At 72.3% G+C, this 13290-nt stretch carries 13 protein-coding genes; 8 read left to right on the top strand and 5 right to left on the bottom strand.

Annotated elements, in window-relative coordinates:
* The first annotated feature begins 45 nt into the window (after window positions 1–45).
* The 6 genes from NFX44_RS28160 to NFX44_RS28135 all read left to right on the top strand — a co-directional run bounded on the left by NFX44_RS28160 (window position 46) and on the right by NFX44_RS28135 (window position 6579).
* Window positions 46–957: a hypothetical protein gene (locus NFX44_RS28160; protein ID WP_262286622.1), complete on the top strand. Its 912-nt coding sequence runs from the start codon at window positions 46–48 to the stop codon at window positions 955–957.
* An 80-nt stretch (window positions 958–1037) separates the two neighbouring features.
* On the top strand, window positions 1038–3545 hold the full coding sequence (locus tag NFX44_RS28155) for a bifunctional FO biosynthesis protein CofGH (protein ID WP_262286621.1): 2508 nt from the start codon (window positions 1038–1040) through the stop codon (window positions 3543–3545).
* 153 nt (window positions 3546–3698) lie between these two features.
* Window positions 3699–3980: a hypothetical protein gene (locus NFX44_RS28150; RefSeq protein WP_262286620.1), complete on the top strand. Its 282-nt coding sequence runs from the start codon at window positions 3699–3701 to the stop codon at window positions 3978–3980.
* Window positions 3981–4070: 90 nt separating this feature from the next.
* Window positions 4071–5468 carry a DUF4331 domain-containing protein gene (locus NFX44_RS28145; protein WP_262286619.1) on the top strand — a complete coding sequence of 466 codons (1398 nt, stop codon included), beginning with the start codon at window positions 4071–4073 and terminating at the stop codon, window positions 5466–5468.
* 15 nt (window positions 5469–5483) lie between these two features.
* Complete coding sequence (locus tag NFX44_RS28140; protein ID WP_262286618.1) at window positions 5484–5825, top strand: phospholipase; 342 nt, start codon at window positions 5484–5486, stop codon at window positions 5823–5825.
* 493 nt (window positions 5826–6318) lie between these two features.
* Window positions 6319–6579, top strand: coding sequence for a WhiB family transcriptional regulator (locus NFX44_RS28135; RefSeq protein ID WP_013284161.1), 261 nt, complete (start codon window positions 6319–6321; stop codon window positions 6577–6579).
* A gap of 102 nt (window positions 6580–6681) precedes the next feature.
* Here the strand turns inward: NFX44_RS28135 and NFX44_RS28130 are convergent, their stop codons facing one another.
* Window positions 6682–7131 (bottom strand): metallopeptidase family protein, encoded by a 450-nt coding sequence (locus tag NFX44_RS28130; RefSeq protein WP_091260118.1) that lies wholly within the window; start codon window positions 7129–7131, stop codon window positions 6682–6684.
* Window positions 7132–7284: 153 nt separating this feature from the next.
* Here NFX44_RS28130 and NFX44_RS28125 point away from each other — a divergent pair, with 153 nt between their 5' ends.
* Entirely contained in the window at window positions 7285–7656 is a 372-nt protein-coding gene (locus NFX44_RS28125; protein WP_262286617.1) for a DUF3499 domain-containing protein, read from the top strand.
* A gap of 133 nt (window positions 7657–7789) precedes the next feature.
* Here NFX44_RS28125 and NFX44_RS28120 read toward each other — a convergent pair whose 3' ends face one another.
* From NFX44_RS28120 to NFX44_RS28105, 4 genes are all read right to left on the bottom strand, one after another.
* Window positions 7790–9166, bottom strand: a complete 1377-nt coding sequence (locus tag NFX44_RS28120) for an FAD-binding oxidoreductase (protein WP_262286616.1) — start codon at window positions 9164–9166, stop codon at window positions 7790–7792.
* Complete coding sequence (locus tag NFX44_RS28115; RefSeq protein ID WP_262286615.1) at window positions 9166–9903, bottom strand: pyridoxamine 5'-phosphate oxidase family protein; 738 nt, start codon at window positions 9901–9903, stop codon at window positions 9166–9168. Before NFX44_RS28115 ends, NFX44_RS28120 begins: the two co-directional genes overlap by 1 nt.
* A complete protein-coding gene (locus tag NFX44_RS28110) occupies window positions 9888–11234 on the bottom strand; it encodes an aspartate aminotransferase family protein (protein ID WP_262286614.1) in 1347 nt (448 codons plus the stop codon). The genes NFX44_RS28115 and NFX44_RS28110 overlap by 16 nt, the downstream gene beginning before the upstream one ends.
* A gap of 148 nt (window positions 11235–11382) precedes the next feature.
* Complete coding sequence (locus tag NFX44_RS28105) at window positions 11383–11895, bottom strand: Lrp/AsnC family transcriptional regulator (protein WP_151464013.1); 513 nt, start codon at window positions 11893–11895, stop codon at window positions 11383–11385.
* Between the two features lie 209 nt (window positions 11896–12104).
* Here NFX44_RS28105 and NFX44_RS28100 point away from each other — a divergent pair, with 209 nt between their 5' ends.
* Window positions 12105–13289, top strand: a complete 1185-nt coding sequence (locus tag NFX44_RS28100) for a spermidine/putrescine ABC transporter substrate-binding protein (RefSeq protein WP_262286613.1) — start codon at window positions 12105–12107, stop codon at window positions 13287–13289.
* Window position 13290: the final 1 nt, after the last annotated feature.

The following is a 13290-nucleotide window of genomic DNA, read 5'->3' as shown; positions in this document are numbered from 1 at the left end:
ACGCTCACGTCGGCAACTGTCCGTTTTCGTCCCCAGGGGGAGTCCGTGACCAGCCCCGCCGAGCCCGCGTCCGGCGACACCACGCAGGCCAGCCAATTGACCAAGCCACTGCGCGAACTGGCCGCGCTCGTCCTGCTCGGCGCGAACGCCGTGCTGCTCTTCGTCGGCCTGCTGCGCCTGCTGGTGCCGGTCGACGACTACAGCACGTTCAGCGGCCGGGCCGGGAGCACCTTCTTCGCCTTCATCGGCCTGGAGTCGACAGTCCTGCCGCTGCTGGCCGTGCTGCTCGCCACCCACGTCCGCCCGGTGCTGCCGAAGGCGAAGCTGATCACCCAGGTCGCGCTGGTCGAGTACGCCGTCGCCGCGGTGTTCGGCGCGCTGACCCTCCTGATCTGGCTGGTCGGCCGGCTCGCCGACGGCGAGGTGCTGGACGCCTTCCTCGGCCTGCTCACCCGGCTGGCCTGGTTGGCCGTGTTCGCGATCGCCGCGTTCGTGGTCTTCAAGATCTGGCGGACCCTCTACTACGTCCCGAAGCCGAAGCCGCAGCCCGGTGTCTACGGCCAGGCGCAGCCCGGCTGGCCGCAGCAGCCCGGCCACCCCGGCGGGTACCCGGCCCCGGGCGGGTACCCCGGCGGGCCGCAGCAGGCCGGTGGCTACCCCCAGCCCGGCCCGTACGGCCCGGCGCAGCCCGCGCCGCCGTTCAACACCGCTCCGCCGCACGCGCCACAGTCGAGCCCGCCGTTCGGCGCCCCGCAGTCGGGTCCGCCCCTCGCCGGCCCGCAGTCCGCGCCCCCGTACGGCGGTGCCCCCCACACGGCGCCGCCCTTCGGTCAGCCGCCGTCGGCCGACCCGACCCAGGCGATCCCGCGCCAGCCGGTCGACCCCGGCCAGCCGGCCCCGCCGGACGGTGACCGCACGCAGCGCTTCGACCGGGAGGACCCGAACTTCCCGCGCTGAACCGCCGCTTTCCCGGCCACCCGCCCGCCTCCTCGTCGGGGGCGGGCGGGTCCGGACCGGCCAGCGCATAGGCTGGGCGGATGGTTGATCGCACCGAGCCCGTGCCGACCGAGGCGAGCGTCCGGCGGGCCCTGGGCCGGGCCGCCACCGGCCGGGCGCTGGACGTGGCCGAGGCGAGCGCGCTGCTCACGGCGCGCGGCACGGCCCTGGACGAGCTGCTCCGGATCGCCGGGGAGATCCGCGACGCCGGGCTGCGGGAGGCCGGCCGCCCGGGCGTCGTCACCTTCTCCAAGAAGGTGTTCATCCCGCTGACCCGGCTGTGCCGGGACCGCTGTCACTACTGCACGTTCGCCACCGTGCCGCACCGGCTGCCCGCCGCGTACCTGGAGAAGGACGAGGTCCTCGCCATCGCCCGGGAGGGCGCCGCCCAGGGCTGCAAGGAGGCCCTGTTCACCCTGGGCGACCGCCCCGAGGAGCGCTGGCCGGCGGCCCGGCGGTGGCTGGACGAGCGGGGCTACGACTCCACCCTCGACTACCTGCGCGCCTGCGCCGTGGCGGTGCTGGAGGAGACCGGGCTGCTGCCGCACCTAAACCCGGGCGTGCTGTCCTGGTCGGAGTTGCAGCGGCTCAAGCCGGTCGCGCCGAGCATGGGCATGATGCTGGAGACCACCGCCACCCGGCTCTGGTCGGAGCCGGGCGGCCCGCACTACGGCTCGCCGGACAAGGAGCCGGCGGTGCGGCTGCGGGTGCTCGACGACGCCGGCCGGGTCGGCGTGCCGTTCACCACCGGGCTGCTGATCGGCATCGGGGAGACCCTGGCCGAGCGGGTCGACGCGCTCTTCGCCATCCGCCGGGCGCACCGGGAGTACGGCCACCTCCAGGAGGTGATCGTGCAGAACTTCCGCGCGAAGCCGGACACCGCCATGCGCGGGATGCCCGACGCGGAGCTGCACGACCTCGCGGCCACCGTGGCGGTGGCCCGGGTGCTGCTCGGCCCGAAGGCCCGGATCCAGGCGCCGCCCAACCTCATCGAGGGCGAGTACGACCTGCTGCTGCGCGCCGGCATCGACGACTGGGGCGGCGTCTCGCCGGTCACCCCGGACCACGTCAACCCCGAGCGTCCCTGGCCCCACCTGGACGAGCTGGCCCGGCGCACCGGGCAGGCCGGCTTCACCCTGCGCGAGCGGCTGACCGTCTACCCGGAGTACGTCCGGGCCGGCGACCCGTGGCTCGACCCGCGCCTGCTGCCGCACGTCACCGCCCTGGCCGACCCGGAGACCGGGCTGGCCGTCGAGGCGGCCCGGCCGGTGGGCCGGCCGTGGCAGGAGCCGGAGGAGGTGTTCGGCGGTCGGACCGACCTGCACGTCACCATCGACACCACCGGTCGGACCGGGGACCGGCGGGGCGACTTCGACGACGTCTACGGCGACTGGTCGGAGGTGGCCGCGAAGGTCGCCGTGCCGGTCGCCGTGGCCAGTGACCCCGACCTGCGCGCCGGTCTGCGGCTGGCCGCCGACGATCCGGCCGCGCTGCTGGAACCGGTGCGCGAGGCGCAGGCGCTGGCGCTGTTCGGCGCGGACGGCCCGGCGCTGGACGAGCTGTGCCGGATCGCCGACGACGTGCGGCGGGACGCGGTCGGCGACGACGTCACCTACGTGGTCAACCGCAACATCAACTTCACGAACGTCTGCTACGTGGGCTGCCGGTTCTGCGCCTTCGCCCAGCGGGAGAGCGACGCCGACGCGTTCCGGCTCTCCGTGGCGCAGGTCGCCGACCGGGCCGAGGAGGCGTGGGCGGCCGGCGCCACCGAGGTCTGCCTCCAGGGCGGCATCGACCCGAAGCTGCCGGTCACCGGCTACGCCGACATCGTCCGGGCGATCAAGACGCGGGTGCCGGGGATGCACGTCCACGCGTTCTCCCCCATGGAGATCGTCACCGCGGCCGCCAAGGCGGGCGTGCCCGTGAAGGAGTGGCTGCTCCAGCTCCGTGAGGCCGGCCTGGACACCATCCCGGGCACCGCCGCCGAGATCCTCGACGACGAGGTGCGCTGGGTGCTCACGAAGGGCAAACTGCCGGCCGCCGCCTGGGTCGAGGTGGTCGGCACGGCCCACGAGCTGGGCATCCGGTCCAGCTCCACCATGATGTACGGCCACGTCGACCACCCCGGCCAGTGGCTGGCCCACTTCCGGGTGCTGGCCGGCCTGCAGGACCGCACGGGCGGCTTCACCGAGTTCGTGGCGCTGCCGTTCGTGCACACCAACGCGCCGATCTACCTGGCCGGCATCGCCCGTCCCGGCCCGACCTGGCGGGAGAACCGGGCCGTGCACGCGATGGCACGGCTGCTGCTGCACGGCCGCATCGCCAACATCCAGTGTTCCTGGGTGAAGCTCGGCGACGCCGGCACGGTCGCCATGCTCCAGGGTGGTTGCAACGACCTGGGCGGCACCCTCATGGAGGAGACCATCTCCCGCATGGCCGGCTCGGGCAACGGCTCGGCCCGCACCGAGGAGCAGCTCCGGGGAATCGCGGCGGCGGCGGGCCGACCGGTCCGCAAGCGGACGACCGCGTACGGTCACGTCGGCGCGTAGCGTCGAACCTTTCCCCGTCGCCGGCCGTACCAGTGGATGCCGGCGGCGGTTGCGGCGAGGACCGCCGCCGGCATCCCCGAGCCCGGGGCACCCGGCGGCGTCCGGGCCCCGGTCCAGCGTGGGCGCTACGGCGCCGGCCCGGAAAGGTTGCCCATGACCATTGATGAGCCGAAGCGGCGGCCCTGGCCGCGACTGACCCGCCGGCAGACGTTGACCGCCGCCGCGAGCGCCACCCTGGGCGCCGCCGCACTCACCGTGCCGGGCCTGTCCGCCGCGCAGAACGCCCCCTCCGCGGGCCGGCGTGACGAGCCGATCGTGGTCCATCTCCGCGACGCGGCCACCGGCGCGCTGGACGTCTTCGTCGGCACGACCCGGATCCAGGTACGCGACCGCGGCCTGGCCGACCGCCTGGTCCGCGCCGCCGCCCGGCGCTGACCGCCCCCCGCGCCCCGGGCGCGGCCTCCCGGCGCGGGCTACCGGCGCCGGTACCGACTTCCGTTACCCCCGACGAAGGTGTGGTCCGCCATGTCCTCTCACCGTGAGGCCCCGGAGATAGCCAAGGATCCGGTCGCCGACAGCTCCGACCTGTACGCGTTCGTCAGCCCGAGCCAGCCCGACACGGTCACGTTGATCGCCAACTACGTGCCGGTGCAGCTCCCCTCCGGCGGCCCCAACTTCTTCGAGTTCGGCGACGACGTCCGGTACGAGATTCACGTCGACAACGACGGCGACGGAAATCCGGACGTCACCTATCGTTTCGAATTCACCACGGAGATCACGAATCCGAACAGCTTTCTTTACAACACCGGGCCGATCGAGTCGCTGGACAGCAAGAACTGGAACCGGCGCCAGTTCTACCGGTTGACCCGGATCGCCGACGGCCGGGAGCACGTGCTGGCGCACAAGCTGCCCTGCCCGCCGTGCAACGTGGGCCCGCTGTCCACGCCCGGATACCAGGACCTGGTGCGGCAGGCGACGTTCCGGCTGTCGACGGGGGAGAAGGTCTTCGCCGGCCAGCGGGCCGACGGCTTCTTCGTCGACCTGGGCGCCATCTTCGACCTCGGCACGCTGCGCCCCTTCCAGCAGCTGCACGTGGCCGGCAAGAAGCTGTTCAAGACCGAGGGCGAGCCGGTCAACGCGCTGGACCGCTTGAACGTCCACAGCATTGCCGTGCAGGTCCCGCTCGCGAAGGTCCGGCGCAAGGCCAGCCGGTACGGCCACGCCGACCGCGCCTCGACCATCGGCGTCTGGACGACGGCCTCCCGCCAGCAGGTCCGCGTCCTCGGCGACCGGGCCGCCGCGGACACGGCCGCCGGGCCCTTCACCCAGGTCTCCCGGCTGGGCAACCCACTGTTCAACGAGGTCGTCGTGCCGATGTCCAAGAAGGACCTGTGGAACACGCTGCCACCCACCGAGGACAAGCGGTTCGCCCAGTTCGTCGAGCATCCCGAGCTGGCCGCGCTCCTGCCCGCGCTCTACCCGGGCGTGTTCCCCAGCCTGGACGCGCTGAACAAGTCGAAGAAGCCGCGGGCCGACCTGGTGGCGATCCTGCTCACCGGCGTGCCGGCCGGGCTGATCGACGGCTTCGCCAACACCACCGGGGACCTGCAGGCCGACATGCTCCGGCTGAACACGGCGATCCGGCCCAGCCCCAAGCCGGACCGGTTCGGGGTGCTCGGCGGTGACCTGGCGGGCTTCCCGAACGGCCGGCGGGTGGGTGACGACGTGGTCACCATCGCGCTGCGGGCCATCGCCGGGCTCACCGTGCCGCTGGTCGACAAGACGTTCAAGCCGGACGCGGCGGCGACCGCCGTGACACCGGGCCTGAGCGCCGCCGACGTGACCGCGCCCTTCCTGGGCGACTTCCCGTTCCTCGGCACGCCGTACGACGGGTTCAACAACCCGCCGGCGAAGAAGTCCTGAGCGGGGAGGGCGCACGTGCACGGCCAGCACCACACCCTCGGTCCCTCGGAGAGCGGCAGCGTCGTGCTCGACCTGGGCGGCGATTCCGGCGCGCTGATCATCCACACCGGACGCGACCTGCACGGCCGCGAGATCGAGATCAGCCGCGCCGACCGGGACGAGCCGCGCACCCACTCGGCCGTACGCGAGCGGCGCGTCCGCGACGGGGTGGTCCACAGCGCCGTCTACCCGGACCTGCCGGCCGGTCTCTATACCGTCTGGTGGGACGAAAAAACCCCTGCTGGCGCGATCCCGGTCACCGGCGGCACGATCGCCGAATTCGTCTGGCCGGCCAGCTCACCGCCGGGAATGGACTGACCGGCCACGCAGCCGCACGGCCGCGCCTCGTCCACATGGTGGGCGGGGCGCGGTCGGCGTCTGCGGCCTCGACGGGCGGTACCGCTCGGGCCGGGTTAACCTTGTGCCCCACAAATGCTGATCTTGGACGGTGTCACGACGACCGCCCGGGCGCGGCCCGCCGGAAGCCTCCACCGGGGGCCTCCGGGGGTGTCCACACCGGTGCGCCACGGCAGAAAACTTGGGGCAACTCGCCGGGGAGGGCGTTACTCGTCCGGGGTCTGAATCGATAGGGCAGGTTGCGAGGGTCGGGCGGCCACCACGGCCGTCCGGAACGTGTCGGGAGGGCGACTCCATTATCAAGTTTGGCTTGACGGCGCACGCATTACACGCGTGTAATTTGAATGGGGTTGTTCGCGCGGAACGCAACAAATTGTGACCGGACGAACAAGCACGCCTTTCGCGTGGGGGGTCGCAGCGGCGATGACGCCGGTGCGCGACAAGGAGGCAACGGATGGACGGCCAGCTCGAGGTGGCCGACCTGCTCGGAAACGCGCCGGAGTGGCAGGAGCGGGCGCTGTGCTCGCAGACCGACCCGGAGGCGTTTTTTCCCGAGAAGGGCGGCTCGACCCGCGAGGCGAAGCGCATCTGCTCGCGGTGTGAAGTGAAGACGGAGTGTCTCGAATACGCGCTCGGCCACGACGAGCGGTTCGGGATCTGGGGTGGGCTCTCCGAGCGGGAGCGGCGCAAGCTCAAGCGGCGGGTAGCCGCCTGAGGCGCGTACCGGACCGGGTGGTGGGGGCCGCCCGGGGCCCGGGGCCGACGACCCGGCCGGCGGGGGCCGGCCGGGACGCGGCGACGGTCGGCGGGTGCGGGCTCAGGCCAGTTCGTCGGGGTCGACGCCGAGCAGGTTCGCCACCTGCTCGATGATCACGTCGTGCACGAGGTCCGCGAGGTCCTCGCGGTCCATGGCGCGGAACTCCAGCGGCCGCCGGTAGAGCACGATCCGCGGCGGCACCTCCTGCCGGCCCGGGCGACCGGGCAGCAGGCGGGCGAGCGGCACCTCGCCGTCCTCCAGCACGTCCGAGTCGTAGACGTTCAAGTCCGGCGGGACGTCCTCGACGGCGAACTCGACCCCGGCCAGCTCCTTGGCGAAGCGGCGTTCGAGCGTCTCCACCGTGTCCAGCACCAGGTCGTCGAAGACCTCGGCCTTGGTCCGGGCCAGCGGCACGGTGGCCGGCACCAGCCGCCCCCGCAGGCCACGCCCGTGGCGGTCGCGGTGGGTGCGCCGGCCGGAGCCGGGGCGGCGGTTTTCCGGGCTCGTCATGACGCACAGGGTAGCCCGCGCACCCGGGCCGCCCGCCGTCGCGCCGCCGGCCCGGCGCGCCGAGCGGCCGATCGGACGAATGTGATCACCATGACGGGCGTGTCGCAACGCGAAGCGGTGCGCCGCACCCGGTAATGGAGATACCCTGCCGCCGTGAGGTCACCACGGCGCTGCTCCCGTAACGGCTGCCCCCGGCAAGCGGTCGCCACATTGACCTATGTCTACAACGAGTCCACGGCGGTGGTCGGCCCCCTCGCCGCGTTCGCCGAGCCGCACACGTACGACCTGTGCGAGCCGCACGCCCGCAGCCTGACCGCCCCGCGTGGCTGGGACGTGGTGCGCCACGAGGGCGAGTTCGAGCCCCCGCCGCCCACCACCGATGACCTGGTCGCCCTGGCCGAGGCCGTCCGCGAGGCCGCCCGCCCGGCACCCCCGCGCCCCCCGTCGGACGACAACCACCCAACCCCCCAGGCCCCGCAACAGGGCCGCCGGGGCCACCTACGCGTAATCCCCCCAAACCACTAAACCCGCCCCGCCTGCGCCTGCCGGCGTCCCGACCGGACGTCGTCGAAGTCGGTGATCATGAGGTTGGCGGCGGGTTCGATCTCCTTTGGTGCCGCCAACCTCATGATCGACGGGGTTCGGCGGTGGGTGCGGGTCAGTGGCCCAGGAGGTGGGAGAAGGCTGCGGCTCGGCGGGACGGGCGGTTGGTGCGTCGTTCCGCTTCGTCGGCGGAGAACATGACCTTCAGGCCGGCGTTGACCGCGAGCCAGCGCAGGGGTTCCGGTTCCCATCGGGGGGAGCGGTGGTTGACCCAGGGGAGGGCGGTCAGGTCGGTCTGCTCGCCGCGGATCAGGTCCGCCAGGGTACGGCCGGCCAGGTTGCTCGTGCCGACGCCGTCGCCGACGTAGCCGCCCGCCCAGCCGAGGCCGGTCGACCGGTCCAGCCCCACCGAGGCGGCCCAGTCCCGGGCCACGCCGAGCGGCCCGCCCCAGGTGTGCGTCACCGGCACGTCCCGCCCGAGGGCGGGGAAGAGTTCGCCGAGCACGCGGCGCAGCGCCGCGAAGACCCGGGGCTCGCGGTCGAAGTCGGGGCGGACCCGGGAGCCGTAGTGGTAGGGGGCGCCCCGCCCGCCGAAGGCGAGCCGGCCGTCGGCGGTGCGCTGGCCGTAGATGATGACGTGCCGGTAGTCGGAGAACGTCTCCCGCTCGGTCAGCCCGATCTCCGCCCAGGTCGCCTCGGGCAGCGGTGCGGTGGCCACCATGAGCGAGTAGACGGGCGCGACGGCCCGCCGCTGGCCGGGCAGGGCCGGCGTGAAGCCCTCGGTCGCCCGGACCACCACCGGCGCGCGGACCACGCCGGCCGGGGTCACCGCCGCCCCGGGTCGCAGCGCGGTCACCGGGGTCCGCTCGAAGACGCGGACGCCCCGGCGTTCCACCGCCGCGGCCAGGCCGCGGACCAGCTTCGCCGGGTGCACGGCGGCGCAGTGCGGTGTGTACGTGCCGCCGCGTACCCCCTCGGCGTGGCAGCGGGCGGCGGCCTCGGCGGCGTCGAGCAGGACCAGGTCGGCGTCGTCGAGCCCGTGCTCGCGGGCTTCCGTGACGGCGGCCCGGGCCCGGCCGAGTTGCACGTCGGTGCGGGCCAGCACGACGGTGCCGCCGGGCGTCCAGTCGCAGTCGATGCCCTCGGCGGCGACCACCCGGCCGACCTCGTGGACCGTCTCGTGCATGGCCCGCTGCATGGCGAGCGCCCGGTCGCGGCCGTGCCGGCGGGCCAGCGCCGGCAGGGAGGTGGGGAAGAGGGCGGAGCACCAGCCGCCGTTGCGGCCGGAGGCGCCGTACCCGGCGATCTCCTTCTCCAGCACCACGATCCGCAGCGTCGGGTCGGCCGCGGCGAGGTAGTACGCGGTCCACAGCCCGGTGTAGCCGGCGCCCACGATCACCACGTCGGCGTCGGTGTCGCCGGGCAGGCCGGGGCGCGGCGTCAGCGGCTCGGCCACGCTGGACAGCCAGTACGACAGCTCCTGGTAGCGCATCACCACTCCGGTGGGGGCAGGTCGTGGCGCAGCCGCGGGTCGGGCTGCGGGATCCCGTAGCTCTCGAGGACCGGCACCACCCCGGCCCAGACCGGCCGGTCGAGGTCGTCCTCGGGGTCGTCGGGCGGGCCGGCGCTGACCTTCACCGAGCACTCGTCCAGCGGCAGGGCGAGCACCAGGGTGGCGGCCAGCTCCTTCGCCGAGGGCGGCCGGATCTCCGCCCAGCGGCCGGGGAGCAGGTGCTCGGAGAGGCGGTGCAGCGCGGCCGACTTCGCCTCGCCGCTGAGCGGGGTGAGGGTGCCGAGCACCATGGCGCAGCGGTAGTTCATCGAGGACTCGAAGGCGCTGCGGGCCAGCACCAGGCCGTCGAGCAGGGTGACGGTGAGGCAGGCCGGCGCGCCGGCGGCGAGGTGCCGGAACAGCCGGCTGCCGGTGGAGCCGTGGACGAGCACCCGCTCACCGTCGCGGGCGTACGCCACCGGCAGGGCGTACGGCTGGCCGCCGTCGGCGACGGCCAGGTGCGCGACCCGGCCGGCGTCGAGGACGGCGTGCAACGTGGCCCGGTCGTGGACGGCCAGGTCGGGCAGCCGGCGTACCCGGGTCCGGTCGGTGCCCCCGACGGCGGCTGTCGCGGCCCGGTCCCCGGTGTCGCCGGCGGGAGGCCCGACGGGACGGGGCCGGCTCCCGGTGTCCTGGGAACCGGCCCCGTCCGGACCGCCGGTCAGAGGCGCGACCATGCCTCGGTCAGCACGGCGCGCAGGATCTGCTCGATCTCGTCGAACTGCTGCTGCTGGGCGATCAGCGGCGGGGCGAGCTGCACCACGGGGTCGCCCCGGTCGTCGGCGCGGCAGTAGAGCCCGGCCTGGAAGAGCGCGGTGGAGAGGAAGCCGCGCAGGAGCCGCTCCGACTCGGCCTCGTCGAACGTCTCCCGGGTGGTCTTGTCCTTGACCAGCTCGATGCCGTAGAAGTAGCCGTCGCCCCGGACGTCGCCGACGATGGGCAGGTCGTTGAGCTTCTCCAGGGTGGACCGGAAGGCGCCCTCGTTGGCGCGGACGTGGCCGATGAGGTCCTCGCGGGCGAAGACCTCCAGGTTGGCCAGGGCCACCGCGCAGGAGACCGGGTGGCCGCCGAAGGTCACCCCGTGCGCGAACATGCCGGTCTCGGTGAGGAACGGCTCCATCAGCCGCTCGCTGGCGATCATCGCGCCGAGCGGGGCGTAGCCCGAGGTGATGCCCTTGGCGGTGGTGATGATGTCCGGCTGGTAGCCGTACCGGACGGCGCCGAAGTACTCGCCGAGCCGGCCCCAGGAGCAGATCACCTCGTCGCTGACCAGCAGCACGTCGTACGCGTCGCAGATCTCCCGGACCCGCTCGAAGTAGCCGGGCGGCGGCGGGAAGCAGCCGCCGGAGTTCTGCACCGGCTCCAGGAAGACGGCGGCGACGGTGTCCGGCCCCTCCCGCTCGATGGCCCGGCCGATCTCCTCGGCGGCCCAGCGGCCGAACGCCTCGGGGTCGTCGCCGTGCTCGGGCGCCCGGTAGAAGTTGGTGTTCGGCACCTTGATGCCGCCGGGCACCAGCGGTTCGAAGTCGCTCTTGATGCCGGGCAGGCCGGTGATCGACAGCGCGCCCATCGAGGTGCCGTGGTAGGCGATGTAGCGGCTGACCACCTTGTACTTGTTCGGCTGGCCGGTGCGCTTGAAGTAGGCCCGGGCCAGCTTCCACGCCGCCTCGACGGCCTCGGAGCCGCCGGTGGTGAAGAAGACCCGGTTCAGGTCGCCGGGGGCCAGCGCGGCGACCTTCTCGGCCAGCTCGACGGCCTTGGGGTGGGCGTACGACCACAGTGGGAAGTAGGCCAGTTCGCCGGCCTGCTTGGCGGCCGCCTCGGCCAGCTCGGTCCGGCCGTGGCCGGCGTTGACGACGAAGAGCCCGGCGAGTCCGTCCAGGTACCGGCGGCCCTGCGAGTCCCAGACGTACGCGCCTTCACCGCGCACGATGGTCGGGACCTCACCGGCGGAGTAGCTGGCCATCCGGGTGAAGTGCATCCAGAGGTGGTCGGTGGCGTTGGCCATGTCAGCCCCATCGGGTCTCGGGCCGGTCAGGGGTGACACCGGCCGCTCTGCCCACGGTTATCCCACAGCCAATGCCGATCACGCAAGCATCAGGGGCAAATGACAACGGATTCAGCGCGCGGTGTTTGTCACCGCAACGGATTCCGTATCAGGCCGTTCCCCAGCTGTAGGTCTGCTTGCGCAGCTTGAGGTAGACGAACGCCTCGGTGGAGACCACGCCCGGCACGCCGCGCAGCTTCTGGAGGATCTCCAGCAGGTGCTCGTCGTTGCGGCAGACCACCTCGGCCAGCAGGTCGAACGACCCCGCGGTGATCACCACGTAGTCGATCTCCTCGAACTCGGCCAGCCGGTCGGCCACGCTCTCCAGGTCACCGTCGGTCCGCAGGCCGATCATGGCCTGGCGGGGGAAGCCGAGCTGGAGCGGATCGGTCACCGCCACGATCTGCATGACCCCGGCGTCGAGCAGGCGCTGCACCCGCTGCCGCACGGCCGCCTCGGAGAGGCCGACCGCCTTGCCGATGGTCGCGTACGGGCGCCGCCCGTCCTCCTGGAGCTGCTCGATGATCTGCTTGGCCACGTCATCGAGCAGAGCGTGACTCGCGCCTTCACGCACGGTCACCCGACGGCTGCCGTTGCCGTTCTCCAGTTGCCGGTTGGCCATCGTCCGCTCCCCATGTCCGAATCCTCGTGCTGAGCGTAGTGCCCCGGCGCAGTCTGGCGTATTTCGTGGTCGATCGCTATTCCCACAACGGAATCCCTTGTAAGGAAGGTCACCTCATGTCAGGATCAGTCGTCCATCGCCATTGACCCCTCCCGCCGGCGAGCCACCCCCGTCCCGCCGCCGACGATGACCCCCCTAGGAGTCGTCACATGCGTAGTCCCCACCGGCACCTCACCCGGCGTGGTCTGCTCACCGGGACCCTCGGCTCGGCCACTCTGCTCGCCACGGCGGGCACGCTGGCCGGCTGTGGCACCAAGGGCGCACAGCAGACCGAGGCCGGTTGCAAGAGCGACGACCTCTCCGCCACCGAAAAGAAGCTGGCCTTCTCGAACTGGCCGCAGTACATGGATGTGGACGAGAAGGACGAGTCCAAGCGACCCAGCCTGGACGCGTTCGTCAAGAAGTCCGGGATCCAGGTGACGTACACCGAGGACGTCAACGACAACAACGAGTTCTTCGGCAAGGTGCAGAACCAGCTCGCCGGCTGCCAGACCACCGGGCGCGACATCATGGTCCTCACCGACTGGATGGCCGCCCGGATGATCCGGCTCGGCTGGATCCAGAAGCTGGACAAGGCGAAGCTGCCCAACGTCGAGGCGAACCTGCTGCCGTCGCTCCGCAACCGCTCCTTCGACAGCGACAACCAGCTCGCCATTCCCTGGCAGTCCGGCCTGGCCGGGCTCGCGTACAACGCCAAGGTGGCCAAGGAGATCCGCACCGTCGACGAGCTGCTCACCCGCCCCGACCTGAAGGGCAAGGTGACCGCGCTGTCGGAGATGCGGGACACCATGGGCCTGCTGCTCCAGTCCAACGGGCACGACCCGGCGAACTTCACCACGGCGCAGTTCGACGACGCGCTGAACAAGCTGAAGAAGGCCGTGGACTCCAAGCAGATCCGCAAGTTCACCGGCAACGACTACGCCCCGGACCTGGCCAAGGGCGACATCGCCGCGTGCATCGGCTGGTCCGGCGACGTGATCCAGCTCGGCTTCGAGGACGAGAAGATCAAGTTCGTGGTGCCCGAGTCGGGCGTGATGCTCTGGTCGGACAACATGCTGGTGCCGAACAAGGCCACCCACAAGGCGAACGCCGAAGAGCTGATCAACTACTACTACGACCCAGCGGTCGCCGCACAGCTCGCCGCGTACGTCAACTACATCTGCCCGGTCAAGGGCGCACAGGCGGAGATGGAGAAGATCGACCCGGATCTGGCCAGCAACACCCTCATCTTCCCGGACGACGCGATGCTGTCGAAGTCCAAGGTCTTCATGGCCCTGGACGAGAAGCGGGAGAAGGAGTACGAGACCAAGTTCCAGCAGGTCATCGGGGCGTGAG

This window comes from Micromonospora sp. MA102 (assembly GCF_025460765.1).
GTDB lineage: Bacteria > Actinomycetota > Actinomycetes > Mycobacteriales > Micromonosporaceae > Micromonospora > Micromonospora halotolerans.
This window is presented reverse-complemented; position numbering and strand designations above follow the sequence as displayed.